This is a genomic window from Streptomyces sp. NPDC017890 (assembly GCF_044328675.1).
GTDB lineage: Bacteria > Actinomycetota > Actinomycetes > Streptomycetales > Streptomycetaceae > Streptomyces.
Window position 1 is genome coordinate 36,547 of the sequence record NZ_JBIRHU010000029.1, and the last position, 25,230, is coordinate 61,776.

At 71.8% G+C, this 25,230-nt stretch carries 28 protein-coding genes; 9 read left to right on the top strand and 19 right to left on the bottom strand.

The features are described from left to right. Nucleotides 1-29: 29 nt before the first annotated feature. From ACH4F2_RS30710 to ACH4F2_RS30720, 3 genes are all read right to left on the bottom strand, one after another. The gene (locus tag ACH4F2_RS30710) at nt 30-995 is read right to left on the bottom strand and encodes a YgfZ/GcvT domain-containing protein (protein WP_398136016.1); all 966 of its coding nucleotides are present in this window, start codon (nt 993-995) and stop codon (nt 30-32) included. A gap of 10 nt (nt 996-1,005) precedes the next feature. Then, a complete protein-coding gene (locus ACH4F2_RS30715) occupies nt 1,006-1,443 on the bottom strand; it encodes a Fur family transcriptional regulator (RefSeq protein WP_398136017.1) in 438 nt (145 codons plus the stop codon). 71 nt (nt 1,444-1,514) lie between these two features. Beyond that, a complete protein-coding gene (locus ACH4F2_RS30720; protein ID WP_398136018.1) occupies nt 1,515-2,090 on the bottom strand; it encodes an FABP family protein in 576 nt (191 codons plus the stop codon). A 260-nt stretch (nt 2,091-2,350) separates the two neighbouring features. Between ACH4F2_RS30720 and ACH4F2_RS30725 the strand changes: the two genes are divergently transcribed. After that, entirely contained in the window at nt 2,351-2,713 is a 363-nt protein-coding gene (locus ACH4F2_RS30725; protein ID WP_398136019.1) for a DsrE family protein, read from the top strand. A gap of 21 nt (nt 2,714-2,734) precedes the next feature. Here ACH4F2_RS30725 and ACH4F2_RS30730 read toward each other — a convergent pair whose 3' ends face one another. The 7 genes from ACH4F2_RS30730 to ACH4F2_RS30760 all read right to left on the bottom strand — a co-directional run bounded on the left by ACH4F2_RS30730 (nt 2,735) and on the right by ACH4F2_RS30760 (nt 8,239). Further along, nucleotides 2,735-3,010, bottom strand: a complete 276-nt coding sequence (locus ACH4F2_RS30730) for a DUF3099 domain-containing protein (RefSeq protein ID WP_398136020.1) — start codon at nt 3,008-3,010, stop codon at nt 2,735-2,737. Nucleotides 3,011-3,159: 149 nt separating this feature from the next. Then, nucleotides 3,160-3,447, bottom strand: coding sequence for a DUF1416 domain-containing protein (locus ACH4F2_RS30735; protein ID WP_100569102.1), 288 nt, complete (start codon nt 3,445-3,447; stop codon nt 3,160-3,162). A gap of 31 nt (nt 3,448-3,478) precedes the next feature. Then, nucleotides 3,479-4,324 carry a sulfurtransferase gene (locus ACH4F2_RS30740; RefSeq protein ID WP_398136021.1) on the bottom strand — a complete coding sequence of 282 codons (846 nt, stop codon included), beginning with the start codon at nt 4,322-4,324 and terminating at the stop codon, nt 3,479-3,481. Nucleotides 4,325-4,791: 467 nt separating this feature from the next. After that, the gene (locus tag ACH4F2_RS30745; protein WP_398136022.1) at nt 4,792-5,529 is read right to left on the bottom strand and encodes a DUF2993 domain-containing protein; all 738 of its coding nucleotides are present in this window, start codon (nt 5,527-5,529) and stop codon (nt 4,792-4,794) included. Nucleotides 5,530-5,801: 272 nt separating this feature from the next. After that, nucleotides 5,802-7,070 (bottom strand): hypothetical protein, encoded by a 1,269-nt coding sequence (locus ACH4F2_RS30750; RefSeq protein WP_398136023.1) that lies wholly within the window; start codon nt 7,068-7,070, stop codon nt 5,802-5,804. A 3-nt stretch (nt 7,071-7,073) separates the two neighbouring features. Then, nucleotides 7,074-7,328: a MoaD/ThiS family protein gene (locus ACH4F2_RS30755; protein ID WP_053133327.1), complete on the bottom strand. Its 255-nt coding sequence runs from the start codon at nt 7,326-7,328 to the stop codon at nt 7,074-7,076. Nucleotides 7,329-7,390: 62 nt separating this feature from the next. Next, nucleotides 7,391-8,239, bottom strand: coding sequence for an alpha/beta hydrolase (locus ACH4F2_RS30760; protein ID WP_398136024.1), 849 nt, complete (start codon nt 8,237-8,239; stop codon nt 7,391-7,393). Between the two features lie 235 nt (nt 8,240-8,474). Between ACH4F2_RS30760 and ACH4F2_RS30765 the strand changes: the two genes are divergently transcribed. The 5 genes from ACH4F2_RS30765 (at nt 8,475) to ACH4F2_RS30785 (ending at nt 13,911) form a co-directional block, all read left to right on the top strand. Then, the gene (locus tag ACH4F2_RS30765) at nt 8,475-9,263 is read left to right on the top strand and encodes a winged-helix domain-containing protein (protein WP_398136025.1); all 789 of its coding nucleotides are present in this window, start codon (nt 8,475-8,477) and stop codon (nt 9,261-9,263) included. Between the two features lie 138 nt (nt 9,264-9,401). Further along, nucleotides 9,402-10,424 carry a LacI family DNA-binding transcriptional regulator gene (locus tag ACH4F2_RS30770; protein ID WP_398136026.1) on the top strand — a complete coding sequence of 341 codons (1,023 nt, stop codon included), beginning with the start codon at nt 9,402-9,404 and terminating at the stop codon, nt 10,422-10,424. 142 nt (nt 10,425-10,566) lie between these two features. Then, the gene (locus tag ACH4F2_RS30775) at nt 10,567-11,643 is read left to right on the top strand and encodes a S1C family serine protease (protein WP_398136027.1); all 1,077 of its coding nucleotides are present in this window, start codon (nt 10,567-10,569) and stop codon (nt 11,641-11,643) included. An 85-nt stretch (nt 11,644-11,728) separates the two neighbouring features. Then, nucleotides 11,729-12,463 (top strand): response regulator transcription factor, encoded by a 735-nt coding sequence (locus ACH4F2_RS30780; RefSeq protein WP_398136028.1) that lies wholly within the window; start codon nt 11,729-11,731, stop codon nt 12,461-12,463. After that, nucleotides 12,460-13,911 carry a sensor histidine kinase gene (locus tag ACH4F2_RS30785; RefSeq protein WP_398136029.1) on the top strand — a complete coding sequence of 484 codons (1,452 nt, stop codon included), beginning with the start codon at nt 12,460-12,462 and terminating at the stop codon, nt 13,909-13,911. Before ACH4F2_RS30780 ends, ACH4F2_RS30785 begins: the two co-directional genes overlap by 4 nt. Here the strand turns inward: ACH4F2_RS30785 and ACH4F2_RS30790 are convergent. The 5 genes from ACH4F2_RS30790 to ACH4F2_RS30810 form a co-directional block, all read right to left on the bottom strand. Next, nucleotides 13,902-14,300 (bottom strand): hypothetical protein, encoded by a 399-nt coding sequence (locus tag ACH4F2_RS30790; RefSeq protein WP_398136030.1) that lies wholly within the window; start codon nt 14,298-14,300, stop codon nt 13,902-13,904. The genes ACH4F2_RS30785 and ACH4F2_RS30790 overlap by 10 nt on opposite strands. Next, nucleotides 14,297-14,584 (bottom strand): hypothetical protein, encoded by a 288-nt coding sequence (locus ACH4F2_RS30795; RefSeq protein WP_398136031.1) that lies wholly within the window; start codon nt 14,582-14,584, stop codon nt 14,297-14,299. Before ACH4F2_RS30795 ends, ACH4F2_RS30790 begins: the two co-directional genes overlap by 4 nt. 66 nt (nt 14,585-14,650) lie before the next feature. Further along, a complete protein-coding gene (locus tag ACH4F2_RS30800) occupies nt 14,651-15,337 on the bottom strand; it encodes a pentapeptide repeat-containing protein (RefSeq protein WP_398136032.1) in 687 nt (228 codons plus the stop codon). Continuing rightward, nucleotides 15,334-15,543: a DUF397 domain-containing protein gene (locus ACH4F2_RS30805; protein WP_398136033.1), complete on the bottom strand. Its 210-nt coding sequence runs from the start codon at nt 15,541-15,543 to the stop codon at nt 15,334-15,336. Before ACH4F2_RS30805 ends, ACH4F2_RS30800 begins: the two co-directional genes overlap by 4 nt. Further along, nucleotides 15,540-16,373, bottom strand: coding sequence for a helix-turn-helix domain-containing protein (locus ACH4F2_RS30810; protein WP_398136034.1), 834 nt, complete (start codon nt 16,371-16,373; stop codon nt 15,540-15,542). The genes ACH4F2_RS30805 and ACH4F2_RS30810 overlap by 4 nt, the downstream gene beginning before the upstream one ends. 126 nt (nt 16,374-16,499) lie before the next feature. Here ACH4F2_RS30810 and ACH4F2_RS30815 point away from each other — a divergent pair, with 126 nt between their 5' ends. Further along, nucleotides 16,500-16,817, top strand: coding sequence for a hypothetical protein (locus tag ACH4F2_RS30815; protein ID WP_398136035.1), 318 nt, complete (start codon nt 16,500-16,502; stop codon nt 16,815-16,817). Nucleotides 16,818-16,852: 35 nt separating this feature from the next. Continuing rightward, nucleotides 16,853-18,940, top strand: coding sequence for a pectinesterase family protein (locus ACH4F2_RS30820; RefSeq protein ID WP_398136036.1), 2,088 nt, complete (start codon nt 16,853-16,855; stop codon nt 18,938-18,940). 198 nt (nt 18,941-19,138) lie between these two features. Here the strand turns inward: ACH4F2_RS30820 and ACH4F2_RS30825 are convergent, their stop codons facing one another. Continuing rightward, on the bottom strand, nt 19,139-20,971 hold the full coding sequence (locus ACH4F2_RS30825; RefSeq protein WP_398136037.1) for a bifunctional metallophosphatase/5'-nucleotidase: 1,833 nt from the start codon (nt 20,969-20,971) through the stop codon (nt 19,139-19,141). Between the two features lie 228 nt (nt 20,972-21,199). Between ACH4F2_RS30825 and mshD the strand changes: the two genes are divergently transcribed. After that, complete coding sequence (gene mshD / locus ACH4F2_RS30830; RefSeq protein ID WP_398136038.1) at nt 21,200-22,129, top strand: mycothiol synthase; 930 nt, start codon at nt 21,200-21,202, stop codon at nt 22,127-22,129. A gap of 15 nt (nt 22,130-22,144) precedes the next feature. Here the strand turns inward: mshD and ACH4F2_RS30835 are convergent, their stop codons facing one another. The 3 genes from ACH4F2_RS30835 to ACH4F2_RS30845 are packed head-to-tail and all read right to left on the bottom strand — an operon-like array spanning nt 22,145 to nt 25,229. After that, entirely contained in the window at nt 22,145-22,861 is a 717-nt protein-coding gene (locus tag ACH4F2_RS30835; protein ID WP_398136039.1) for an ABC transporter, read from the bottom strand. Further along, the gene (locus tag ACH4F2_RS30840; protein ID WP_398136066.1) at nt 22,849-24,354 is read right to left on the bottom strand and encodes an ABC transporter permease; all 1,506 of its coding nucleotides are present in this window, start codon (nt 24,352-24,354) and stop codon (nt 22,849-22,851) included. Before ACH4F2_RS30840 ends, ACH4F2_RS30835 begins: the two co-directional genes overlap by 13 nt. Nucleotides 24,355-24,365: 11 nt before the next feature. Further along, nucleotides 24,366-25,229 carry an ABC transporter ATP-binding protein gene (locus tag ACH4F2_RS30845; protein ID WP_398136040.1) on the bottom strand — a complete coding sequence of 288 codons (864 nt, stop codon included), beginning with the start codon at nt 25,227-25,229 and terminating at the stop codon, nt 24,366-24,368. Nucleotide 25,230 lies beyond the last annotated feature (1 nt).

Here is a 25,230-nt window from a genome sequence, read left to right on the forward strand (position 1 = left end):
TCCCATGGCTCTCAGGGCTCCCATGGCTCTCAGGGCTCTACGACCGTCTCCTGGGCCGCCGCCGTGTCCCCCGCCACCAGCCGGGCGTCCACCGGCACGTTCCGCTTGACCAGTGCGAGGGCGACCGGGCCCAGCTCGTGGTGGCGTACGGACGTGGTGACGAAACCGATCTTGCGGCCGTCGGGGCCGTCGTCCGCGAGGCGGATCTCCGCGCCGGGCCCGGGCAGGTGGACCTCGCTGCCGTCCAGGTGCAGGAAGACCAGGCGGCGCGGTGGCTTGCCGAGGTTGTGCACCCGGGCGACGGTCTCCTGCCCCCGGTAGCACCCCTTCTGGAGGTGGACCGCCGTCCCGATCCAGCCCAGCTCGTGCGGGATGGTCCGGTGGTCGGTCTCGAAACCGACGCGGGGACGGTGCTGTTCGACGCGCAGCGCCTCGTGCGCCAGGATCCCGGCCGGCGGACCGGCCTGCGCGGCGAACGCCTCCAGCTCCTCGCGCGGCAGGAAGAGGTCCCGGCCGTACGGCGTCTCCCGGACGGCGACGCCCCCGGACACCTCGGTGATCGAGCCGGCCGGCACGTGCACGACCGCGGTGTCGGCGGTGCGGTCGGCGACCTCGACGCGGTAGAAGAACTTCATCGACTCCAGGTAGGCGATCAGCGCCTCCTGGCTGCCGGGCTCCACGTGGGCCCAGACGGTCGTGCCGTCGTCGACGAGGTACAGGGCGTGTTCGATGTGGCCGTTCGCGGAGAGGATCAGCGCCTCGGTGGCCTCGCCGGTCGGCAGGTCGCTGACGTGCTGGGTGAGCAGCAGGTGCAGCCAGCTCAGCCGGTCGTCGCCGGTGACGGTGACGACGCCGCGGTGGGAGAGGTCGACGAAGCCGGTGCCGTCGGCGAGGGCACGCTGCTCGCGGAACAGGTCGCCGTAGTGCGCGGCGACGCCTTCGTCCACGCCCTCGGCTGGGACGGCGCCGGGCAGGGACAGCAGGGGGCTCTTCATACGCCCTAGCCTACGACTCGGTGGTCGGACCCCTCTGGGAACAGTCCTTGCACCGGCCGAAGATCGCGAAGTGCTTCAGGTCGGTGTCGAAGCCGAACTGCTCCCGCAGTTTGGCGGTGAACTCGGCAGCCACCGACAGATCGGCTTCGATCACGTTGGTGCAGTCCCGGCAGACCAGGTGGATGTGGTGGTGCCGGTCGGCCAGGTGGTAGGTGGGCGCACCGTGCCCGAGGTGGGCGTGGCTGACCAGCCCGAGCTCCTCCAGGAGCTCCAGCGTGCGGTAGACGGTGGAAATGTTGACCCCCGACGCCGTCTTCCTCACTTCTCCGAGGATGTCGTCGGGGGTCGCGTGCTCGAGGGTGTCCACGGCTTCGAGCACCAGCTGCCGCTGCGGGGTCAGCCGGTAGCCGCGCTGCCTGAGGTCGCTCTTCCAGTCGGTGCTCACCACACCCACGAGTCTAGGACCTCTTCGAAGGGACCTGCTTGGGATCCGAACGGGTCCGAAGGAGTGCGAAGGGCCTACTTGAAGAAGGCGATCCCGTCGTCGGGCATGTCGTCGGGCAGGGCCTTGGCCCAGCGCTCGACGTCCTCCGGGGTGACGACCTTCTTCAGGTGCGCCGACATGTAGGGGCGCAGCTCGACCTCGGGGGTCTGCTTCTCACCGACCCACATCAGGTCGCTCTTGACGTAGCCGTACAGGCGCTTGCCTCCGGTGTACGGCTGCGAGGCCGCCGTGCGGGCCACCGCGTCCGTGACCAGGTCGATCTGGGGCTTCTGGTCGGCCAGCTCGCCGTACCAGATCTCGATGACGCCGTCGTCGCGGGTCATCGTCACCTCGACCTTGCGGTTCGCGTCGATGCGCCAGAAGCCGTGCTCGGACTCCAGCGGGCGGACCTTGTTGCCGTCGTTGTCCAGCACCCAGGTGTGCGACCGGTACTCCAGGAAGTCGCGGCCGTCGTGGGTGAAGGAGACCTCCTGCCCGAAGTTGCACTTCTCGGCGCCGGGGAAGTCGTGCACGCCCGCGCCCGCCCAGTCGCCGAGCAGGAAGGCGAGGGGGACCAGGCCCTTGTGGAGGTCGGACGGGATCTCGATCATGAGCGGTACTTCCTGGCGTCGGTGATCAGCGCTGGCCCTGGTACAGCTTCTTCACGGTCAGACCCGCGAAGGCGAGGACGCCGACGCAGACCAGGACCAGCAGGGCTTCGAAGAAGATCTCCACGGGGTGCTCCTCGGTAAAGCGGAGTGCGGTGCGTGCGCCGGGTGCGCTACGTGCACAGGGCCGTGGCCCAGCTTACGCGGCCCGGGGCGGCGCCACTTTGCGAGGTGGGCCCTCCAGCGCGCCGTACGATGCGGCCATGGCGAAGAAGCTCGTGATCAAGGTGACGGCGGGCGCCGACGCGCCCGAGCGGTGTTCGCAGGCGTTCACGGTGGCGGCGGTGGCCGTGGCCAGCGGGGTCGACGTGTCCCTGTGGCTGACCGGCGAGTCCGCCTGGTTCGCGCTGCCGGGCCGCGCGGCCGAGTTCGAGCTGCCGCACGCCGCGCCGCTGCCCGACCTGCTGGACTCGGTGCTGGCGGCGGGCCGGCTGACCCTGTGCACCCAGTGCGCGGCCCGCCGTGACATCACCGAGGAGGACGTCCTCGACGGCGTGCGGATCGCGGGTGCGCAGGTCTTCGTGCAGGAGGCGCTGGGGGACGAGACGCAGGCGCTGGTCTACTGACCGGCCGGGGCCCGGGGCGGCTCAGGGCCGGTCCTGGTGCCGCGGCCCCTTCCTGCCGTCCAGCTCGTCCCACCACTCGTCGGACTTGGCGTCACCCGACGGGTCGTCCCACCAGCGGTCGTCGGGGCCGCGGCGGTTGGCGACGACCGCGGCCAGCGGGGGGATGACCATGGCGACCACGCACATGCCGACGGCCGCGGGCACCGACCAGAGACGGACGACGCCCCAGGCCAGGACGAACAGCCCGATGCAGACGCCCATCATCACGAAGTAGATGTGCCGCCGCCGTGCGTACATACGTCCAGGGTAGGCCGGGACGTGGGGTCCGGACGCCTGTCCGAACGCGGATTGGGACAGGCGCCGGACACGGGTCCGGACATGCCGGAGGGCCGCGCCCCGGGCGGCGTCCAACCCGCGGGGTGCGGCCCTGCGGCCGTCACTCGCCGTCAGACGGCGATCGCGACCTCCGCCAGTCCGCCCTGCTGGGCGACGACCGTGCGGTCGGCGCTGGCGCCCGGGACGAGCGCCCGTACGGTCCAGGTGCCCTCGGCCGCGTAGAAGCGGAACTGGCCCGTCGCGGACGTCGGGACCTCCGCGGTGAACTCGCCGGTGGAGTCCAGCAGACGGACGTAGCCCGTCACCGGCTCGCCGTCGCGGGTCACCTGGCCCTGGATCGTGGTCTCACCGGGCTTGATCGTCGAGGCGTCGGGGCCGCCGGCCTTCGCTCCGCACATGTCGTACTCCTGAGGGGTTGAGGGGGCGGACTTACTTGTTGGCGCCGAGCTCGATCGGCACGCCGACGAGGGAGCCGTACTCGGTCCAGGAGCCGTCGTAGTTCTTGACGTTCTCCACGCCCAGCAGCTCGTGCAGGACGAACCAGGTCAGGGCCGAGCGCTCACCGATGCGGCAGTAGGCGATGGTGTCCTTCGCCAGGTCGACCTGCTCGTCCTCGTAGAGCGCCTTGAGCTCGTCGTCGGACTTGAAGGTGCCGTCGTCGTTGGCGTTCTTCGACCACGGGATGTTGCGGGCGGACGGGACGTGGCCCGGGCGCTGCGACTGCTCCTGCGGGAGGTGGGCCGGGGCGAGCAGCTTGCCGGAGAACTCGTCGGGCGACCGGACGTCGACCAGGTTCTGCGCGCCGATGGCGGAGACCACGTCGTCGCGGAAGGCGCGGATCGCGGTGTTCTGCGGCTTGGCCTTGTAGTCGGTCGCGGGGCGCTCGGGAACGTCGGTGCCGTCGACCAGCTCGCGGGCGTCCAGCTCCCACTTCTTGCGGCCGCCGTCGAGGAGCTTGACGTTCTCGTGGCCGTACAGCTTGAAGTACCAGTAGGCGTAGGACGCGAACCAGTTGTTGTTGCCGCCGTAGAGGACCACGGTGTGGTCGTTGGAGATGCCCTTCGCCGACAGGAGCTTCTCGAAGCCCTCCTGGTCGACGAAGTCGCGGCGGACCGGGTCCTGGAGGTCCTGGGTCCAGTCGATCCGGATCGCGTTCTTGATGTGGTTCTTGTCGTACGCGGACGTGTCCTCGTCCACCTCGACGATCGCGATGCTCGAGTCGTCCAGGTGGTCCTGCAGCCAGTCGGCGTCGACCAGGACGTCGCTGCGGCTCATGTTTTCTCCTCCGGGGCAGTTGGCGGCGGGGCGTGCGGTGAGAGGGTGGGCGCGCTCAGGCCGGGGCGGCGCGCGGGCGCCCTGGGCAGCAGGGCGGGCGAGGGGAACAGCGGACGGCGGCGACGCCGTCCGCTCAGGAGGTGCGACAGAGCATGGCGGCAACGCGGCACAGGTCCACTGCCCGCCGCTTCGTGAGATCCGCCTGTCGCTTCATAAGGCCCGATCGTAGGGACGGACGGTAGGCCATGTCACCGACGTGTCGCATTGTGAGACACGATCGTCCGCGATACGGGATGCCTGCGGCTCCCGGAGTGCCGCCGAGGGGTGTCCGGCCCCGGGCGTCCATCACTCCATCTGCGGTGCGGACGGCCCCGTCTCGCCTGTCGGACTGCCGTCACCGGTCACGCCGGTCACGCCGGTCACGCCGGTCACGCCGCTCGCTGCCTCTTGGGCAGCCGACCGTCGTCCTACCCGGCCAGCCTGACGTTCGAACCCTTCACCGTGATCTCGACGCCGTCCTTCGCCGCCTCGACCTTGTCCAGCTCGATGCCGCCGGGCAGCTCGTCGATGGTCTGCTGGAAGTCGGTGATCTCCCGGATCCGGGACTCGGCGAGCTCCTTGCCGCCGATCTCCGGCAGGCCTTCGGCGACGACCTCCACGTCGTTGTCCTTGACGGTGACCGTGCTGAGCACCTCGACCGGCTGGGGCACCTCGACGCCCATCACGGTGGCCGCGAGCGACACCTTGATCTTGCCGTTGCCGCCGTCGGAGAGGCCGATGACCTTGGCGCTGACGCCGGGCGCGATGGCCGTGGGCTCGGACTTGGCGGCCTTCATCAGCTCGTCGTAGCCGACGGTCGCGGTACCGGTGGCGTCGGCCGCGGTCGCGGAGCCGAAGTCGCTGGAGAACTCGACGCCCTTCATGTTCGCGCGCAGACCGTCGATACGGATCTTCTCGCCGCCGTTGCCGGTGGACGCCTCGTAGTCGTCGATGCCGACCTCGACGTCGTCCAGCTCGCCGCCGACGACCTGGGTGAGGAAGGGGAAGCCGTTGATCGAGACGTCCGGCGTCGAGGCCAGGTTCTCGGTGCTGCGCAGCTTGTCCGCCACCTCGCCCTCGGCGAAGTTGACCGCCAGACGGTCCGCGATCGTGAAGAGCCCGCCCAGGATCACGACGACGATCAGCAGTATTCGCAGTGCACGCATGCGGTGTTCCCCAACCCTGGGCGTTCGACGACGGCGGTCCCCGACGACCGACGGCCGTCCAGCGCGAGGGTAACGCGACAGGGAAGGGCCGCCGGGATTTTGTGGATCACCTGTGACAGGGGGACCCTGCGCAGCGCAGGGGGACCCTGCGCAGCCCGCAGAGCACCGGGCCCGAGCCGGAAAGCGCCCGAGCCCGCGGAACGCCCGAGCCGGAGAGCGTCCGAGCCCGCGGAACGTCCGAGCCCGGAGGCCGCCCGGGCCCGGGGGATGGCTCAGCCGAGTGCCCGGCCGAGCACGTACACGGCCGGTGCCGCGGCCGCGAGGGGCAGCGCCACGCCCGCCGTGAAGTGGACGAAGCGGGACGGGTAGTCGTAGGCCGCCACCCGGTGGCCGATCAGCGCGCACACCGCCGCTCCCGCGCCGAGCAGCGCCCCGGCCGCCCCGAAGTCCGTCACCGAGCCGGCCACGAGGCCCGCCCCGGCCGCCGCGAGCAGCGCGGCGACCACGGACGCCGGCGTCGGCAGCGGCAGGGCGCGGGCCACGACGGCGACGGCCACCGCGATCGCGCCGACCGTCACCGCGTCCGCGTCGGCGGCGAGGTACCCGCCCGCGACGACGGCCAGGGCCGACGCGGCGACGGTCGCCATCAGGCCGTACATCCGCTCGTCGGGGTCGGCGTGCGAGCGCAGTTGCAGGACGAGGGACAGCAGCACCCACACCCCGAGCGTGCCGAGGATCGCTGCCGGGGAGCGGTCGGACACCAGCATCGCCGCGTCGGCGGCCAGCGCGCCCGCGAAGCCGAGCGCGATGCCCTGCCGGGCGGGCCACATGCCGTTCAGGCGGAACCAGCCCGCCGCGGTGACGGCCTGGAGGACGACGAGCGGCACGAGGAGGGCGTACGTGCCGAGCGCCGCCGACCCGGCCAGCAGCACCCCGAGCAGCGCGGTGAGCCCGGCCGGCTGCATCCCCGGGTCGATGATCGGCGAACGCCCTTCGGCACGGGCGCGCTGCGCGTCGGTGATCCGCGTGTTCCCGGCGATGGTCGCCGGACCGTACTCGGGGGCGTCGGAGGATGCGGGGGCGGAGGGGGTGGGTGCCGTCTCGGGGCCGGGCGTGGGGGGCGCATACGGCTGGGGCTGGGGCTGGGGCTGGGGCTGGGGAGCGTATGCCTGCGGCTGTGACTGGTACGACTGAGGTTGCGGCTGCGGCTGCGGCTGCGACGGGTACGGCTGAGGCTGCGCCTGCGAGGGGTACGGCTGCGGCTGTGCCGCGTAGCCCCCGGTCGTCCCGTACGACGTGCCCATCGGCTCCTGATAGCCGTGCGACGGCAGATACGCCGTCTCCTCGGCGGAGACCGGCGGCTGCACCTGCGTCTCCCAGGTCTGTCCCTGCCACTGCTGGGTGTACTGGGCCGCGTCCGGGTCCTGGTGGTCCTGGTGCGCCTGATACGCCTGCTGCCCGGGCCACACCTGGGGGTCGTACCCCTCGTGTCCCTCGTGCGGCTGATTCTGCTGATGCGGCTGATACGGCTGATTGGTCATCGCTCACCCTCCTGCGAACGGCGGGAGCACCTCGACCGTGCCACCGTCGGCCAGCCGTACCGTCTCGTGCCCGCGGGTGCCCACGGGGTCGCCGTCGACGAGGAACGAGCAGCGCAGCAGCACGCGCGTGAGTTCGCCGGGGTGCCGTTCGCGCACCGCGCCGAGCGCGTCGGCGAGCGTGGCCGCCTCGTACGGCTCCTCGGCCACCCCCGCCGCGGCCTTCGCGGCGGCCCAGTAGCGCACCGTGACCTTTGCCATCTGCATCCTTCGTCGCCGGTGCCGATCGGCGTCCGTGTCGACCGGCAGTGAACACATGCAGGCTAGCCCGCCCGGGACACGGCCCAGTCGCCGATCCGGCGGAGCAGGTCCTCGCCGGACGCGTGCTCCGCGTGGCCCATGCCGGGCTCCAGCCACAGTTCGCCGTGGTCACCGGCAGCCTCGGCCAGCATCCGGGGGTGGTCGACGGGAAAGTAGCCGTCCCGGTCACCGTGCACGACGAGCAGCGGCGTCGGGGCGATCCGCGCCGCCGCCTCCACCGGCGACAGCGGCACCGGGTCCCAGTCCCGGTGATGGATACGGGTGCGCATGCCGTAGCGGCCCACCAGGCGCCCGGCGGGCCGCATCACCAGCCAGTGGAGCCGGCGCATGGGTGCCGTCCCCCGGTAGTACCAGCGGGCGGGGGAGCTCACCGACACGACGGCGTCCGTACGCGCCTCGCTGTCGTCGCCGTACAGCGCGGCGTGCCGCAGCACCACCGAGCCGCCCATGGAGAAGCCGACCGTCACCACGCGCGCGTGTCCGAAACCGCGCGCCCAGGTGACCGCCGCCGCCAGGTCGAGCACCTCGCGGTCGCCGACGGTGGACCGGCCGCCGGACGCACCGTGGCCCCGGAAGGAGAACGTGACCACGGCCCCGTAGCGCGCGAACGCCGCCGCGATCCGCCGTACGTGCGGGCGGTCCGCGTCGCCCGTGAAGCCGTGCGCGACGACGAACACCAGGTCAGCGGCGTCGCGGCCGGTCGCGCCGGGCTCGTACGCGGCGTCGATCCGGGTCCCGTCGGATGCGTGCAGGAAGGTGCGTGCGGGCGTGCGGCGCGGCGTCCTGCGCGGCGTCTCGGAATGCGGACGAATGGTGGAACGCGCCACATGACCCGCCGGTCGGTTGCTCATGTCGGCTATTCTGCTGGGCAGAGGACTCGGGCAATGTTGCCCCCGGGTCCTTTTGTGCTTCCGGGAGCGTCGCGTGGCGTTCATCTCCCGGACGTGCGGCGGACCCCACGGGCACGGGGCCCGCACCTGTACGAAGCAGTGCCGTAAACGTCCTCGCAGGGACCCAGGAGGAACCAGACGTTATGGGCGAGCGAAACGTGCACGACCGTAGGACGACCCAGGCAGGTGGGGCGCGATGAGTTCTCTGCTGCTCCTGACCAATGCCCTTCAGCCGTCGACGGAGGTGCTCCCCGCCCTCGGCCTGCTGCTGCACAACGTACGCGTCGCCCCGGCGGAGGGCCCGGCCCTCGTCGACACCCCCGGCGCCGACGTCATCCTCGTCGACGGGCGCCGCGACCTTCCCCAGGTCCGCAGCCTGTGCCAGTTGCTGCGGTCGACCGGGCTCAGCTGTCCGCTGGTCCTCGTCGTCACCGAGGGCGGCCTGGCCGCCGTCACCGCCGACTGGGGCATCGACGACGTACTGCTGGACACCGCCGGCCCGGCGGAGGTCGAGGCCCGGCTGCGTCTGGCCATGGGCCGCCAGCAGATCGTCGGCGACGACTCCCCCATGGAGATCCGCAACGGCGACCTGTCGGTGGACGAGGCGACGTACTCGGCGAAACTCAAGGGCCGGGTCCTGGACCTGACCTTCAAGGAGTTCGAGCTGCTGAAGTACCTCGCCCAGCACCCGGGCCGGGTCTTCACCCGCGCCCAGCTGCTCCAGGAGGTCTGGGGCTACGACTACTTCGGCGGCACCCGCACGGTCGACGTGCACGTGCGGCGGCTGCGCGCCAAGCTCGGCCCCGAGCACGAGTCGCTGATCGGAACCGTCCGCAACGTCGGCTACCGCTTCGTCACGCCGGAGAAGCCCGAGAAGACGGAGCGCGCCGCGGAGGACGCCAAGGCGAAGGAGAAGGCCCGGTCTCAGGCGCAGGCGGAAGCGGGGACGGACACCGCGGTGGAGGCGACGTCGGCCAAGGTGTGAACCAAGGCTGTGGACCAGGGCGAGAACCAGGGCGAGAACCGGGGCGATAACTGGGCGAGAACCAAGCTGTGGGCCAGGGCGTGAACCAAGGTGTGATACGCCCTGCCCGGTGCGGTTCCATCCGCGTAGACTCCGCGCGTGGCCAAGGTGACTAGGGATGATGTGGCGCGGCTGGCGGGGACTTCCACCGCCGTCGTCAGCTATGTCATCAACAACGGACCCCGGCCGGTCGCCCCGGCCACGCGCGAGCGCGTACTCGCCGCGATCAAGGAACTGGGGTACCGGCCGGACCGGGTCGCCCAGGCGATGGCGTCGCGGCGCACGGACCTCATAGGTCTGATCGTGCCGGACGCGCGCCAGCCCTTCTTCGCGGAGATGGCGCACGCGGTCGAGTGGGCCGCCTCCGAGCGCGGGAAGATGGTGCTCGTCGGCAACTCCGACTACGTCGGCGAGCGCGAGGTCCACTATCTGCGCGCCTTCCTCGGCATGCGCGTCTCCGGCCTGATCCTGGTCAGCCATGCCCTGAACGACATGGCCGCCGCCGAGATCGACGCCTGGGACGCCCGGGTAGTCCTGCTGCACGAGCGCCCCGAGGCCATCGACGACGTCGCCGTCGTCACCGACGACCTGGGCGGCGCCCAGCTCGCCGTACGCCATCTGCTGGAGCACGGGTACGAGTACGTCGCCTGTATGGGCGGCACCGCCGAGACCCCGTCCGTCGGCGACCCGGTCTCCGACCACGTCGAGGGCTGGAAGCGCGCGATGAAGGAGGCCGGGCTCTCCACCGAGGGCCGGCTCTTCGAGGCGCCGTACAACCGCTACGACGCGTACCGCGTGGGGCTGGAGCTCCTCTCCGGGCCCAGGCGTCCGCCCGCGATCTTCTGCTCCACCGACGACCAGGCGATCGGCCTGCTGCGCGCGGCGCGCGAGCTGCGCATCGACGTCCCCGGCGAGCTGGCGGTCGCCGGCTTCGACGACATCAAGGAGGCGGACCTGGCCGACCCACCGCTGACGACGGTCGCCTCGGACCGGTCGGCGATGGCGCGGGCGGCCGTGGACCTGGTCCTGGACGACGGTCTGCGGGTGGCGGGCTCACGGCGGGAGCGGCTGAAGGTGTTCCCGTCACGGCTGGTGGTACGGCAGTCCTGCGGCTGCGGGTAGCTTCGCCGGACGGCTTCCTTCACCGGACGGCTTCCTTCACCGGACGGCTTCCTTCACCGGACGGCTTTATATCGGGCATACGAGGTTCTGCCGGGCTTCTCAGGCAGCACTCAGACCGCTCTCATACGAGGGCGGGAAGCTCATGAACATGACCGAGAGCCTCCGCCACAGCGGCGAGTACGAGCACGCGCACGAGAACCCGTACGGCAATCCGTACCAGGGCGCCCAGCAGCACGCCTCCTCTCCCGTCAACCCCGAGTGGCCGCCCCCGCCGGCGCAGCCGCCGGCCGCGCCCGTGCAGGCCGCTCAGCCTGAGCACTCCGAGCAGCCCGAGCAGCCGCGCAGGAAGCGCACCGTCCGGCGCGGCCCCGCCGCCCTGCTCGCGGCCGTGGCGATCGTCGCGGCGGCCGTCGGCGGCGGCACCGCGTACGGCATCCAGGAGCTGACCGGCAGCGACACCGTCGTCTCCAGCGCCACCAGCACCAACGTGGTGCCGGTCGGTCAGAAGGGCACGGTCGCCGGGGTCGCGGAGGCGGTCAGTCCGAGCATCGTCGAGATCAGCGCCACGTCGAACGCCGGCTCCTCCACCGGTTCCGGCGTGATCATCACCGGTGACGGCGAGATCATCACCAACAGCCACGTCGTCTCCGGCGCCTCGTCCGTCAAGGTGACGACCAGCGACGGCAAGCAGTACACCGCCCAGGTCGTCGGCACCGACAGCAGCAAGGACCTCGCGCTGATCAAGCTGGAGGACGCCTCCGGTCTGAAGGCCGCGACGCTCGGCGACTCCGACGGCGTCGGGGTCGGCGACCAGGTCGTCGCGATCGGCTCCCCGGAGGGTTTGACCGGCACCGTGACCAGCGGCATCGTCTCCGCCCTCGACCGCGACGTGACCGTCTCGACCGACGAGGGGCAGCAGCAACAGCAGCAGCGGCAGGGCGGCGGCTGGCCGTTCGAGTTCGGTGGCCAGGAGTTCAACGGCGACACCGGCTCGTCCACGACGACGTACAAGGCGATCCAGACCGACGCGTCCCTCAACCCGGGCAACTCCGGCGGCGCGCTGATCGACATGAACGGCAACATCATCGGCATCAACTCCGCGATGTACTCGTCGGCCGAGTCCTCCGCCGGCGCGGGCAGCGTCGGCCTCGGTTTCGCCATCCCGGTCAACACCGTCAAGGCCGACCTGCCCGCGCTGCGAGCGGGTGCCGGCAGCTGAGCGGGCCGCCCGACGCCGATGCGAACATGCGACGCTGAAGGCGCCCGCAGCCGTACCCGACACCGCATCCGAGGAACCCGAGCCCATGAGCCCCGCAGAAGGCGACCGTGACACCCAGCGCATCCTGATCGTCGACGACGAGCCGGCGGTCCGCGAGGCCCTCCAGCGCAGCCTCGCCTTCGAGGGGTACGGCACCGAGGTCGCCGTCGACGGCGCCGACGCCCTGGAGAAGGCGGCCGCCTACCGGCCCGACCTGGTCGTCCTCGACATCCAGATGCCCCGCATGGACGGCCTGACCGCCGCCCGCCGGATCCGCGGCGCGGGCGACACGACCCCGATCCTCATGCTGACGGCCCGCGACACGGTCGGCGACCGGGTGACCGGCCTGGACGCGGGCGCGGACGACTACCTGGTCAAGCCCTTCGAACTGGACGAGCTCTTCGCCCGCATCCGCGCCCTGCTGCGCCGCAGCTCCTACGCGGCGGCCGTCGAGGCCACCGCCGACAACGACGACACCCTCACCTTCGCCGACCTGACCATGGACCTGGCGACCCGGGAGGTGACGCGGGCCGGGCGCCCGGTGGAGCTGACCCGTACGGAGTTCACCCTCCTGGAGATGTTCATGGCGCACCCGCGCCAGGTCCTCACCCGGGAGCAGATCCTCAAGGCGGTCTGGGGCTTCGACTTCGAGCCGTCGTCCAACTCCCTCGACGTGTACGTCATGTACCTGCGCCGCAAGACCGAGGCGGCCGGCGAGCCGCGCCTCGTCCACACGGTCCGCGGCGTCGGCTACGTCCTGCGGCAGGGCGGCGCGGAGTGAGGAACCCGGTACGCCGCGTCCGCGCGCTGCCCATCCGGGCACGGCTGTCGTTGCTGGTGGCGGCGGCGGTGGCGTTCGCGGTGGCGGCGGCGGCGGTGGCGTGCTGGTTCGTGGTGAAGAGCGTCCTGGTGAGCTCGCTGGACGAGGCTCTGAAGGCCAACCGCATGGACGTGCAGCAGGTGAGCAAGTACCTCGACCTACGCACGTTCCAGTGCGCGCACGACCCCGGCACACACGAACAGAACCCCTTCGGCTCGTCCGTACAGCTCGTGGACCGCACCGGCGGTAGCTGTCTCGTCATCGGCACGGAGGAGGTCCCGCTCACCGGGGCCGACCACGCCGTGGCGGAGGGCGAGTCCACCAGCGCGCTGCACGACGCCACGGGGTCCGACGGCACCCAGTACCGGGTCTTCACCTACACCGTGTCGGAGCTGCGGGGCGTCGCCGTCTCCGCCGCACGGCCGCTGAGCGAGGTGAACAGCTCCCTCAACAACCTCGCGCTGGTGCTCGTCTTCGTCGCGGGCGCCGGAGTGGTCGGCGCGGGCGCCGCCGGCCTGTGGGTGGCCCGCACCGGCCTGCGCCCCGTGGACGAACTGACCAGGGCCGTGGAACACGTCGCCCGTACCGAGGACCTCACCGTCCGCATCCCCGTGGAGGACGACAGCGAGGACGAGATCGCCCGCCTCTCCCGTTCCTTCAACAGCATGACCTCGTCCCTGGCCAGCTCCCGCGACCTGCAACAGCAGCTCATCGCCGACGCCGGACACGAACTGCGCACCCCGCTCACCTCCCTCCGCACCAACATCGAACTCCTCACCCGCAGCGAGGAGACCGGCCGCCCGATCCCGGAGGCGGACCGCAAGGCACTGCTCGCCTCGGTCAAGGCGCAGATGACGGAGCTGGCGGCGCTGATCGGCGACCTCCAGGAGCTGTCCCGCCCCGACACCGGCCAGCACTCCGGCCGCACCCGCATCCTCGCCTGGCACGACGTCGTCGAGTCGGCCCTGCGCCGCGCCCGCCTGCGCGGTCCGGAGCTGACGATCACGGCGGACGTGCGGCCCTGGTACGTACGGGCGGAACCGGCCGCCCTGGAACGCGCGGTCGTCAACATCCTGGACAACGCGGTGAAGTTCAGCCCGGACTCCGGCACCGTCGACGTACGCCTGGCAGACGGCGTCCTCACCGTCCGCGACCACGGGCCCGGTATCCCCGCCGACGAACTCCCCCACGTCTTCGACCGCTTCTGGCGCTCCCCGAGCGCACGCGCCCTGCCCGGCTCGGGCCTCGGCCTGTCCATCGTGGCGCGGACGGTGCAGCAGGCGGGTGGCACGGTGAGCCTGACGCGGGCGGCCGAGGACAGTGGTGGCGGAACGGTGGCGACCGTACGGCTGCCGGGGGCGCCGGTACCGCCGCCGGAGGTGGAGGCGGCCGACGGGGGTCAGTGGTAGCCGAGCATGCCGGGGGAGTCGATGTCGACGGTGAGGAAGCCCGGTGGGTAGAGATCCTCCTGCCCGGTCAGGATGATCGACATGCCCCCCGAGTCCAGGTGCGGCGTCGCCACGTAGAGCGCGTGACACGTATCCGCGCCACCCCAGCCGTCCCGCACCATCCCGCCGACGGTGATGGCCGCGACCTGACCGAGCGGATCGACGTGCAGGCCCGGAAGCGCCATCAGCGCGCCTCCGACGTTCGCCTCGCTCTCCTCGGCCTTCATGAGGCACAGCGCCGGGAGGTGCAGCCAGTCACCCGGCGTGTGAGCGACGTTGTCGGCGAGGCGATGCAGGGCCTCGTGGCCATGGGCGAGCGCCAGGGCCGCGCCCGCGTCGAGAACGATCACGCGGCTTGCTCCCCGAGGGCCCGGGTCTTGTCCGCCGCCATCGCGTAGACGTTGGCCAGCACGTTCGGCCCGCTCTCGAACTCCTCGTCGCTGAGTGTGCAGCCCAGCCGTTCACGCAGCACCGTGCGCGTGGCCGCCACCCGCTCCGCGATCTGCTCCGCCGTCGGCTGCTCCGAGGCCAGCTGCTCGACCAGCTGGCCGAGGGTCATGCCCCGCTCCTTGGCGACCTGCGCGAGGTGGTCGCGGGCCTGGCGTGACACCTGAATGGTCGTGTTCTCTGCCATGGCCCCACCATAGCCACACCACAACCCAGGAGGCCGCCGTCCGCCGCTCCCTTCACCCGAAGGTGCCTACGGCACGCCGTCCGCTTGCCCCCTTCGACTCCGTAGCGCCGGACGTGGGGCGAGCACACGCACCTCCGCACCGCGGCTGTTCAGCCACTGCTCGAGGTCGAGCCCATCGATTTCGCGCCGCACGCCTGCCTGGTCGATGACCGCGGGGCCGAAGAGCGTGCCGGAGAGCCCGGCCACGATCGTGTGCTCGTCGATCACCGCCTTGAAGGACGTCTCCCGCACTGACGCATGGGACAGGTCGGCGCCCTCCAGCCGGGCGCCGGTCAGCGAAGCGCCGTTGAGTCCGGCCGACGTGAAGCGAGCGGACCGGGCATCGACCTCGTACAGGCCGGCGCTTCCCAGGTTCGCCCCGTCCAGGATGGTGCCGCGCAGGGAGGCCTCGTCCAGCTCTGCCTTGGCCAGCCACGCGCTGGAGAGATCGGCCCGATCGAGCAGCGCGCCTTCCAGGTGGGCCCGGTAGAGATCGGTGCCGACGAGCTTGGCTTCTCGGAGGACGGTCTCGCAAAGGAGCCCCATCGCGAGGTCCGTGCCCGACAGATCGGCCCGGGAGAGGTCGAGTGCCGAAACGTCCAGTAGGGAATCCGCTTGGTCGGCCCACTCCCGCAGAACGGCGGCGGCCTCCGCGTCCGGCGGCAGCAGTGGGACGACTCGCCTCACATCACGGATGCCGGAGAGGGCGCTCACCGACGGTCGTCACACTTGATCCCCATCAGGAAGGACCTCCACGGGCCCGCACCGAACACCAGCACCCGACCGTCCGGCACCTTGCTGTCACGCACGGGGACGAGGTCGGCGTAGCCATCGGCGACCTCGACGCAGTTCGTGCCTCCCCCGTCGCTGTAGGAGGACTTGCGCCACGTGGCGGAAGTGAGGTCAGGCAGTCGGTTCATGGTCTGCGCTCCTCCAGAAGGCTCTTGATGAACGCCACCGACTCCACCGGGGTCAGAGCCGCGTCCCTGACCAGATCGTAGGACAAGCGAAAGGAGTGGACCTTGTCCGGATCGTCGATCAACTCGCCGAAGCCATTGCCTTCCACGTAGGCGACAGGGTCGCCGATTCGTTGCCACAGAAGCCAGAGGTGGCTGTCCATGAGGTCGTGTACACCTGCCGTGTAGGGCAGCACCTGGAGCACGACCGACGGCAGGGCCGCCGTGTCCACCAGATGCGAAAGCTGGTCCCTCCACACCGTCATGTCCGGGACCGGCCGCCGCAGCGCCCCTTCGTCCAGGATCACCCGGACACTCGGCGCGGGTCGGCGGTGCAGCAACTCCTGCCGCCCCAGCCGCAAGGCGACCTGCTCCTCGACCGCCTCGCTGTTGTCCGCCGTTGTCTGGGCTCCGGACAACCCCGACAACACCGCCCGGGCATACTCCTCGGTCTGCAACAGCCCCGGCACTCGGAGCTGGAACAGCCACATCACCCGTGCCGTCGACTCCAGCTCCATGAAGTCCTTGTACTTGTCCTTGATGACCTCGCGGCGCGCGTCCCGCCACAAGCGGACCAACGGGTCACCGGTGCCGTGATACCTGTCCAGGTCTTCCATGACCGCCCGCTTGGAGAGCCGTTCACCCTTCTCCAGGCGGTACAGGTAGCTCTTGTCGTACGAGGTCTCCTCGGCCAGCTGGCCAAGCGACTTGCCCGCCTTCTCGCGGAGTATCCGGAGCGTCCCACCCAGCTCGGCGCGCCTCGACCGCCTCTCGTCGAGCGGGTGTTCGTCCATGCCTGCCCTCCCCATTGTCCGCCGGACAGGCAACGCCCGGCCTCTTTCGCAGCGTACGCGCAGCCAGTGACGATCAGGGCACGAACGGTAATACCCCCTGGCCGCAGCCCCGAAGGGACAAACCTCATGGACGCCTCGTCGCTCCGCCTCCTCCCCTGGACCACCCCCGAAGGCAACCCCTGCTACCTGAGCACCGACGACAGCCGCAGCCTGCTCTCCCGGCTCGCGGACGACATCGAGGAAGCCCAACTCGACTCGGGTGAGCAGGTGCTCGCGGGGGCCAGGGCCGTGCTCGGGGACGGGAAGGCCGGGGAGCGGGCCGTGCGGTTCGCGTTGGCCAGGGCGACGGAGTCGCTGGAGGACGTGTTGCGGGTCGCGGCCAGCCGGGGGCGGCGTCTATCCCTCCCGGCGGGCGGCAACCTTTGCGCCCGGGGTGGCGACTGAGCAGCGGACCATCCCCACGTGGAACGGAACGCCCCATGAGTGAGCAGCACCGCAGCAAACCCCGGCACCGCAAAGGCAGGAAGGCCCTGGCCGTCGGGGTCCCGCTGGCCCTGACCGCCGCGGGGACGCTGACGTACGGAGCGGACCTCGGCGTGCTCGGCTCCGGCGCCCAGCGGGCGTCCGCCGCGACGGCCGCCGCGCCGGCCTGGGCGACCGCCGCCGCCGACGGCTTCGCCTCGGTCGACGCCCTCGGGCAGAACGGCACGTACGGCGGCCGGGACGGCGAGACGGTGACCGTGCGGACGCAGGCGGAGCTGGAGAAGTACGCGACGGCCGAGGAGCCGTACGTCATCGTCGTCGCCGGGACCATCGGCATGGCGCCCGTCGGCAAGGAGATCAAGGTCCGGTCGGACAAGACCATCGTCGGCGCCGGCACCTCCGGGCAGATCGTCGGCGGCGGCTTCTTCCTCGGCACCGGCGTGCACAACGTGATCATCCGCAACCTGACGATCCGGGACTCCTACCAGGGCGTCTGGAACGACAAGGAGCACGACTTCGACGCGGTCCAGATGGACGGCGCGCACCACGTCTGGATCGACCACAACGACCTGCGGCACATGGCCGACGGCCTGATCGACGTCCGCAAGGACAGCACCTACGTGACGGTCTCGTGGAACAAGCTGAGCGACAACAACAAGACGTTCGGCATCGGCTGGACGGACAACGTCACCACGGACATCACGATCCACCACAACTGGTTCCGCGAGACCGAGCAGCGCAACCCGTCCACCGACAACGCCGCCCACGCCCACCTCTACAACAACTTCCTGGAGGACGCGCCGGGCACGGACATCACCTCCTCCTACGGCAACTACGCGCGCGGCAGGACGTCGATGGTCCTGGAGAACAGCTACTTCCAGGGCATGCGCAACCCCGTCACCAAGGACGCCACCGCGACGCTCGTACAGCGCGGCAACGTCTTCTCCGGCACCTCGGGCCGCAACGAGAGCGGCGGAACTGCCTTCGACCCGAAGAAGTTCTACGCCTACACACTCGACCGGGCCGCGGACGTGCCGGCGCTGCTCAGGTCGGGCGCGGGCCCGCGCCCCTCGATCGGCGTCACGAGCGGTGCGAGCGGTACCAGCAGTACGAACGTGAAGGCCGCGGCCACGCTCACGGTCGCCAAGGACGGCAGCGGCCAGTACCGGACCGTCCAGGCCGCCGTGAACGCCGTCCCCGCGAACAGCACCTCCCGGGTCGTCATCTCCGTGAAGCCGGGGACGTACCGCGAGACGGTGAGAGTGCCGTCCAACAAGCCGCACGTGACCATCCAGGGCACGGGCGGCAGCCGCAAGGACACCGTGATCACCTACGGCAACGCGGCCGGGACGCCCAAGCCCGACGGCTCCGGCACCTACGGCACGTCCGGCAGCGCGACCGTCGCCGTCGAGGCCGACGACTTCCAGGCCCGCAACCTGACCATCGCCAACGACTTCGACGAGGCCGCGCACCAGTCCCTGTCCGGGCACCAGGCGGTGGCACTGCGCACGGCGGCCGACAAGGTCTTCCTGGACGGCGTGATCGTCACCGGCGACCAGGACACCCTGCTGCTGGACACGGCCGCCAAGGACAGGCTCGGCCGCGTCTACATGAGCGACTCCTACGTCGTCGGCAACGTCGACTTCATCTTCGGCCGGGCGACGGCCGTGATCGACCGGTCGGTCATCACCCTGAAGAAGCGCTGGAACGGCACTTCGGCCGGTTACGTCACCGCCCCCAGCACCCCCGCCGGCCGCAAGGGCATCCTGATCAACCGCTCCGCCGTCGCCGGCGACGTCTCGGCCGGTTCCTTCCACCTCGGCCGCCCCTGGCACGCGGGCGGTGACGCGAGCCTCGACCCGCAGACCACGGTCCGCGACACCACCCTGAGCGCCGCGGTCAAGTCCGCCCCCTGGACCGACATGAGCGGCTTCTCCTGGAAGGACGACCGCTTCGCCGAGTACCGCAACACGGGTCCGGGCGCGGGCCCGGCGAGCACCGACCGCCCCCAGCTGACCGCCGACCAGGCGGCCGGCCAGGAGGTCGCGGACTGGCTGGGCGGCTGGGTTCCCACCGCGTCGTAGGGCCGGCACCGCCCCGCCGCACGCGGGGGACCTTCCCGATTGCGGGGACGAACACAGCCGACCGTTCACGGTGCGCTCATGTGAGCGCACCGTGAACAGACACGCCCATGTGTACTCGCTTCGGAAGAAGGGGCCCGCCCCCGCCGGCCTCGTACAGCCGTCAGGTGAACCGGGCCCCTCCCCAGAACAGGTGACCGGCTACCGCACGACCGTGATCCGGTCGGCCGCCGGCGGTGCGATCGGGGCGGTCGCCGACGAGTTGGCCGTCAGGTACTGCTCCAGCGCCGTCAGGTCGTCCGCGCCGACGAGTTCGTTCGCGCCCTCGCCCAGGGTGGGGAAACCGTCGCCGCCGCCCGCGAGGAAGCTGTTCGACGCGACGCGGTACGACGCCGTCGGGTCGATGGGGGCGCCGTTCAGGCGGATGGAGTCCGTGACGACGCGGTCCGCGCCGGTCTTCGTCAGGTCCAGGGTGTAGGTGAGACCGGACGAGACCTGGAGGATCTTCGGGGCCGCCTCGTTCGGGCCGCTCACCTGCTCCTTGAGGACCTGGATCAGCTGGGCGCCCGTGTAGTCCTTGAGGTTCACCGTGTTGGCGAAGGGCTGGACGGTGAAGCCCTCGGCGTACGTGACGACGCCGTCGCCCTCGCCGCCCGTGGCCGCGTGGGTGAGGGGCGCCCGGATGCCGCCCGGGTTCATCAGGGCCAGGTCGGTCTCCGGGTCCAGGGACCTGCCGTGGGCGAGCTGCGCGTCGGCGATCAGGTCGCCGAGCGGGGACTCGGTGCCGTCACGGTTGATGTCGCCGGATATGTAGCCGACGGGGCGGTTGCCGATCGGGGCGGCGAGAGTGCCCCACCTGTCGATCAGGCGGGTCATGTCCGGCGCCTTCGGGACGTCCCGCGTGACCACGTGGTTCGCGGACTTCACGGCCGTACGGGCGATGTCGCCCGTCGCGCGGTCGTAGGTCAGCGTCGTGTCCGTGTAGAGGCGGCCGAAGGACGCGGCCGACGTGACCGTGCGCGGCTTGCCCGCCGGGTCGGGGATCGTGCAGGCGTACGCCGCGTGGGTGTGGCCGGTGACCAGCGCGTCGACCCGGGGCGTGACGTTCTTCGCGATGTCGGCGATCGGGCCGGAGATGCCGTCGCCGGCGCCCGGGGAGTCGCAGTCGTAGTTGTAGGAGGACGAGGCCGGGAAGCCGCCCTCGTGGACCAGGGCGACGATCGACTTCACGCCCTGGCGCTGGAGCACCTCGGCGTACTTGTTGATCGTCTCGGCCTCGTCCTTGAAGGAGAGGCCCTTGACGCCCTCCGCCGAGACGATGTCCGGGGTGCCCTCCAGGGTCACGCCGATGAAGCCGACCTTGACGCCCTTCTGCTTCCACACCCAGTACGGCTTCAGAATGGGCTTGCCGGTCTTCTCGTCCAGGACGTTCGCCGCCAGGTACGGGAAGTCGGCGCCCTTGAACTCCTTGTCCGTGTAGCAGCCCCCGGTGGGGTGGCAGCCGCCGTTCTGGAGGCGGCCGAGCTCGGCCGCGCCCTCGTCGAACTCGTGGTTGCCGACGCTCGTCACGTCCAGGTCGAGCGCGTTCAGCGCCTCGATGGTCGGCTCGTCGTGGAAGAGGCCGGACAGGAGCGGGGAGGCGCCCACCATGTCGCCGCCGGCGGCGGTGATGGAGTAGCGGTTGCCCTTGCGGGCCTCGCGCAGGTGGGTGGCGAGGTACTCGACGCCGCCCGCGTCCACCGTCTTCGTCGTGCCGTCCGGCTGCAGCTCGGTGACCCGGCCGGAGGAACCGGCCGGGGGCTCCAGGTTTCCGTGCAGGTCGTTGAAGGAGAGGAGCTGGACGTCCTGGTAGCGGCCCGGCCGGTGATCGGACCGGTGACCGCCGTGGCCCCGGTCCCGCTCGCCCGCGCTCGCCGAGGCGGGCAGCGTCGCGGCGGCGAGCGCCCCGGCGGTGACGACGGTGGCGGCAGCGGCGAGGAGCCGGGTCGTACGACGTCTGCGGCGCGGTTGGTGCGACGGTGCTGTGGCTGGCATGCGCCCCCCTGTGGGTGTGCGTGAGCGCGAGCCGCTGAGGAGACGGCTCGTCGGCGCAGCAGCCTAGAGTCAACGCGCGTAGCGCGACAGGGGGTCCCGGGTTACATCCTGGTGTACCTCCCCAGCCCGTCCTTCTCCGTGGCCGTCTCCTCCGGCTCCCTCCCACTCGCCCCCCGACTCCCTGCGACTACCGCCGCTTTGCCGCACCCGCCCTTTACCCTCGTACGCATGACCAGCGACGACACCGTGCGGCCCGGCCGCACCCGCTCGATCGATACCCTCGCCGAACTCACCCCGGAGCAGTCCGAGGCGGTCCTCGCCCTGCTCGCCGAGGCCGCCCGCAACGACGGGCAGCAGGCCGTGTCCGAGCAGGGACGGCTGCAACTGCGCGGCCCGGCACGGGAGGGCATCGCCCATCTGCTGCTCACCGTGGACGGCGGCGAACTCCTCGGCTACGCCCAGCTGGAGGGCACCGACCCGGTGGAGCCGCCGGCCGCCGAACTGGTCGTCCACCCCTCGCACCGGGGCCAGGGACACGGGCGGGCCCTGGGCTCCGCGCTGCTCGCCGCCTCCGGCAAGCGGCTGCGGATCTGGGCGCACGGCGGCCACTCCGCCGCCCGGCACCTCGCACAGGTGCTCGGCCTGACGCTGTTCCGCGAACTGCGGCAGATGCGGCGCCCGTTGGCCGGCCTCGACCTGCCCGACCCGCGCCTGCCCGAGGGCGTGACCGTCCGCGCCTTCGTGCCGGGGCAGGACGACGCGGCCTGGCTCGCGGTGAACGCCGCCGCCTTCGCCCACCACCCCGAGCAGGGCTCCCTCACCCAGCGGGACCTCGACGACCGCAAGGCCGAGGCGTGGTTCGACCCGGCGGGATTCTTCCTGGCCGAGCGGGACGGCGAGCTGATCGGCTTCCACTGGACCAAGGAGCACGCCGATGAACGGCTCGGTGAGGTGTACGTCCTCGGCATCCGCCCCGACACCCAGGGCGGCGGCCTCGGCAAGGCCCTGACCACCATCGGCCTGCGGCACCTGGCGGAGCGGGGACTGCCCACGGCGATGCTGTACGTCGACGCCGACAACAAGGCGGCGGTGTCCGTCTACGAGCGTCTGGGCTTCGTCACCCACGAGACGGACCTGATGTACCGAACGGAGACGTGAGGTGGTGGTCCGGCCCTAGGCCGGCCCGCCGGCTTCGCGCGAGCACCGACCCGGCCGCCCCCGCCGGCCCCACCGACCCCGGCCCCACTGACCCCGGCCCCACCGACCCAGCGGCTCCGGTCCGCACACCCCCCACGTCACGGCCACCGCCGCCAGCAGCACCGCCCACCGGTCGTGCGCCGACGGCCACCGCGGGTCCTCGGGCGGCACGAACAACGCCCAGCCCTCCGGCGACAGCAGGGGCGCGAGGACAGCCGTGAGCAGCAGGCCCGCCGCGACGACCGGACCCGGACGCGCCTCGTCCGTCAGCCGGACCACCGCCGCGGCGCCGGCGAGTGCGAGTACGCCCAGCACCGCCGCCTCCAGGGTGATGTCACCGGCCGGGGGCCGGGATTCCGAGGGGGCGAGCAGCAGTACCGCCGTCCACCACAGCGCGGCGAGCGGTGCGACCAGGGCGACCCGCAGCGCCTGCCGCAGCGGGCGCCGGGTGGGGACGGGAGCGGTGAGGTGCCGGGCCGGGTCGTCCAGCAGGAAGGCCAGGCCGAGTGCGCCGATCAGGGCGATTCCCCGCAGCAGGGTGAGGGTCTCCCAGGGATTCGGCTCCGCGCCGACGGCGGCCGGCGCGGCCGCGAGCAGCAGCCCGAGGGTGCCGGCCGCGGCCGGCGCCCGCCACGGCAGCGTGCGCCACACCGGGCGGGTCAGGGCCCGTGCCGCCCGGGTCACTCCTCGCACGAGTCCGCCTTCTCCGGCCCCGCGACGCCCAGCAGTTCGGCGGCCCGGGCGGTCGTGACGCCCGGCGCGGTCAGCTCGGCCCAGTGCGCCTTCACCCGGTCCCCGACACCTGGGTCCGGCTTCTCCAGCAGGCGCCGTACGACGTCCGTCTGGCCCTCCGTCATGGACAGCGGGTCGGTGGGCGACAGGACGACCGCCGAGCCCTTCACACTGTCGTCGAGGCGGACCCGGCGCAGGGCGTTCATCGGGTCGTCCTGCCAGCTCAGGGAGAGCCACATGAGGGTGACCATCCGCCCGTCGCAGATCTCGTTCCCCGCCTTCTCCGTGCCCGCGACGAGGACCGCGGCGACGGCACTGGAGAACTCGGGGATCCGGTTGCCGCCCCAGGCGGTGCCCACGGTCACCTGGTGCGCGTCGGCCAGGGCGGGGATCGCGGAGTCGCCTTCCAGCCCGTACCGGGCGTCGATCCGCTGCCGTACGACGAGCCGCCGCTCGTGCGCGGAGCCGCCCGCGAGCGCCTGGACCCGGTCCACGACCCCGGCCCAGGTACCGGTGCGGGGCACCCACTCGGGGAAGGCGCAGTACGTCGACCCGCCGTGCTCGACGCAGGTCTGCTCCGGGCGCACCGAGGCGCGCTCGCGGGCCGCGGTCAGCTCCGGCGACGGCGTCACGCCCCGGGCCTGCAGGACCCCGCCCGTCACGGCCAGCGCGAGGGTCAGGGCGACGCCCGCGCGGACGGCCAGGTTCCGACCGCCGGCGAGGAGTACCGCGAGGAAGGCCGCGCACAGGCCGGCGCCCGCCAGGTAGAGGGCGTGCCAGGCGGCGGGCCGCCCCAGCAGGTCGGAGGGCAGGGTGTTGGAGCTGGTGTCGGGGACGACCGGGGCCAGCCACGAAAGGCCGCTCGCACCGCCCGGCCCCGTGCCGAGAACGAGCGTGAACAGCAGGACGACCAGCAGCAGCGGCGCGGCGGGCGCCGACCGCACCAACCGGGCCAGCAGCACCCCGACCGTCCCGCACAGCAGCACCGTCAGCGGCCCGACGAGCAGCTCGGCCGGCGAACCGTGCCCGATCGCCCCCGGCTTGGACGCCTCCCAGGTGAACTGCCCGGCCACGCACACGGCGGTGAGCAAGGCGGCCGGTACGACGGACAGCGCGTGGGCCGCCGTACGGCGCCAGGGCGTGAGCACCAGCACCGCGAGGTGGTGCTCGGTGCCGTACCGTCCGGAACGCAGGACGGCGAGGTTGGCGGAGAGCAGGACCGCGAGTCCGACGAGCATCGGCATGCTCTGGGTGGCGCGGTCGACGTCCTGCAAGGCCGGACTGCCGTCCCAGGAGCTCCGCGTACGCCAGACGATCCACGCGACGTACGCCACGAAGGCGATGACGACGGGGACGCTCAGCAGCAGTCGGCGCGCCTCGAACCGGGCCAGGGCGAGCACGGCCCGCGCACCGTTTCCGCGCGCCCCGGTGTCCTCGGCGGGCGGGGCCGCCATCAGCGCGGCGCTCACGCGGTCACCTCCGCGTCGGCGCCGTCGAGGGTGAGCAGGTAGCCGTCCTCCAGGGTGGGGTCGACCAGCTCCGCTCCGGCGGGCGGGTCGCCCACGTTGCGGAAGGCGCCGGTCCCGGTACGCCACCCGGCCTTCGCCCCCGGGTCCTTCTCCTTGCTGCTCCACACGCGCCCGGCGGCCCGCGCGGTCAACTCGGCCGGGGTTCCGTCGAAGCGCACCGCTCCGGCGGCCATGACGACGACCCGGTGGCAGAGCATCGCCACGTCCTCGGTCTGGTGGGTGGACAGCAGGACGGTCCGCCCCTCCCCCGCTCCGGCGATCAGCTCCCGGAACCGCATCCGCTGCTCCGGGTCCAGTCCGACGGTCGGCTCGTCGAGCACGAGGAACCCCGGGTCGCCCACCAGCGCGGCCGCGAGCGCGACCCGCTGCCTCATTCCGCCGGACAGCTTCTTGATCCTCCGCCCGCGCACCTCGCCCAGGTCGACCTCGTCCAGCACCCGCCGCACCTCGCGGTGTCGGGCGCCACGGTCCGTCAGCTCCTTCAGGATCGCGACGTAGTCGACGAACTCGAAGGCTGTGAAGTCCGGATGGAAGCCGGGCGTCTGCGGCAGGTATCCGAGCCGCCGCCGCACCTCCTGCCGCCCGCGCGCGGTCCCCGGGTCGTGCCCGAGCACGGTGAAGGCGCCCCGGTCGGCGGGCACGGCGGTGGCGAGGACGCGCAGCAGCGTGGTCTTGCCGGCCCCGTTGGGTCCGAGCAGCCCGGTGACGCCCGGGGCCAGCCGCAGCGACACGTCGTCGAGGGCGCGGGTGCGGCCGTATTGAAGGCTGAGCCCGGAGGCGGAAACAGTGGGATGGGTCATA

Bases quoted from the DNA above. Each gene is read 5' to 3' on its own strand.
- ACH4F2_RS30710 (WP_398136016.1), bottom strand. From the start codon at position 995: ATGAAGAGCCCCCTGCTGTCCCTGCCCGGCGCCGTCCCAGCCGAGGGC.
- ACH4F2_RS30720 (WP_398136018.1), bottom strand. From the start codon at position 2,090: ATGATCGAGATCCCGTCCGACCTCCACAAGGGCCTGGTCCCCCTCGCC.
- ACH4F2_RS30725 (WP_398136019.1), top strand. From the start codon at position 2,351: ATGGCGAAGAAGCTCGTGATCAAGGTGACGGCGGGCGCCGACGCGCCC.
- ACH4F2_RS30730 (WP_398136020.1), bottom strand. From the start codon at position 3,010: ATGTACGCACGGCGGCGGCACATCTACTTCGTGATGATGGGCGTCTGC.
- ACH4F2_RS30735 (WP_100569102.1), bottom strand. From the start codon at position 3,447: ATGTGCGGAGCGAAGGCCGGCGGCCCCGACGCCTCGACGATCAAGCCC.
- ACH4F2_RS30740 (WP_398136021.1), bottom strand. From the start codon at position 4,324: ATGAGCCGCAGCGACGTCCTGGTCGACGCCGACTGGCTGCAGGACCAC.
- ACH4F2_RS30745 (WP_398136022.1), bottom strand. From the start codon at position 5,529: ATGCGTGCACTGCGAATACTGCTGATCGTCGTCGTGATCCTGGGCGGG.
- ACH4F2_RS30750 (WP_398136023.1), bottom strand. From the start codon at position 7,070: ATGACCAATCAGCCGTATCAGCCGCATCAGCAGAATCAGCCGCACGAG.
- ACH4F2_RS30755 (WP_053133327.1), bottom strand. From the start codon at position 7,328: ATGGCAAAGGTCACGGTGCGCTACTGGGCCGCCGCGAAGGCCGCGGCG.
- ACH4F2_RS30760 (WP_398136024.1), bottom strand. From the start codon at position 8,239: ATGAGCAACCGACCGGCGGGTCATGTGGCGCGTTCCACCATTCGTCCG.
- ACH4F2_RS30765 (WP_398136025.1), top strand. From the start codon at position 8,475: ATGAGTTCTCTGCTGCTCCTGACCAATGCCCTTCAGCCGTCGACGGAG.
- ACH4F2_RS30775 (WP_398136027.1), top strand. From the start codon at position 10,567: ATGAACATGACCGAGAGCCTCCGCCACAGCGGCGAGTACGAGCACGCG.
- ACH4F2_RS30780 (WP_398136028.1), top strand. From the start codon at position 11,729: ATGAGCCCCGCAGAAGGCGACCGTGACACCCAGCGCATCCTGATCGTC.
- ACH4F2_RS30795 (WP_398136031.1), bottom strand. From the start codon at position 14,584: ATGGCAGAGAACACGACCATTCAGGTGTCACGCCAGGCCCGCGACCAC.
- ACH4F2_RS30805 (WP_398136033.1), bottom strand. From the start codon at position 15,543: ATGAACCGACTGCCTGACCTCACTTCCGCCACGTGGCGCAAGTCCTCC.
- ACH4F2_RS30810 (WP_398136034.1), bottom strand. From the start codon at position 16,373: ATGGACGAACACCCGCTCGACGAGAGGCGGTCGAGGCGCGCCGAGCTG.
- ACH4F2_RS30815 (WP_398136035.1), top strand. From the start codon at position 16,500: ATGGACGCCTCGTCGCTCCGCCTCCTCCCCTGGACCACCCCCGAAGGC.
- ACH4F2_RS30820 (WP_398136036.1), top strand. From the start codon at position 16,853: ATGAGTGAGCAGCACCGCAGCAAACCCCGGCACCGCAAAGGCAGGAAG.
- ACH4F2_RS30825 (WP_398136037.1), bottom strand. From the start codon at position 20,971: ATGCCAGCCACAGCACCGTCGCACCAACCGCGCCGCAGACGTCGTACG.
- mshD (WP_398136038.1), top strand. From the start codon at position 21,200: ATGACCAGCGACGACACCGTGCGGCCCGGCCGCACCCGCTCGATCGAT.
- ACH4F2_RS30840 (WP_398136066.1), bottom strand. From the start codon at position 24,354: ATGGCGGCCCCGCCCGCCGAGGACACCGGGGCGCGCGGAAACGGTGCG.
- ACH4F2_RS30845 (WP_398136040.1), bottom strand. From the start codon at position 25,229: ATGACCCATCCCACTGTTTCCGCCTCCGGGCTCAGCCTTCAATACGGC.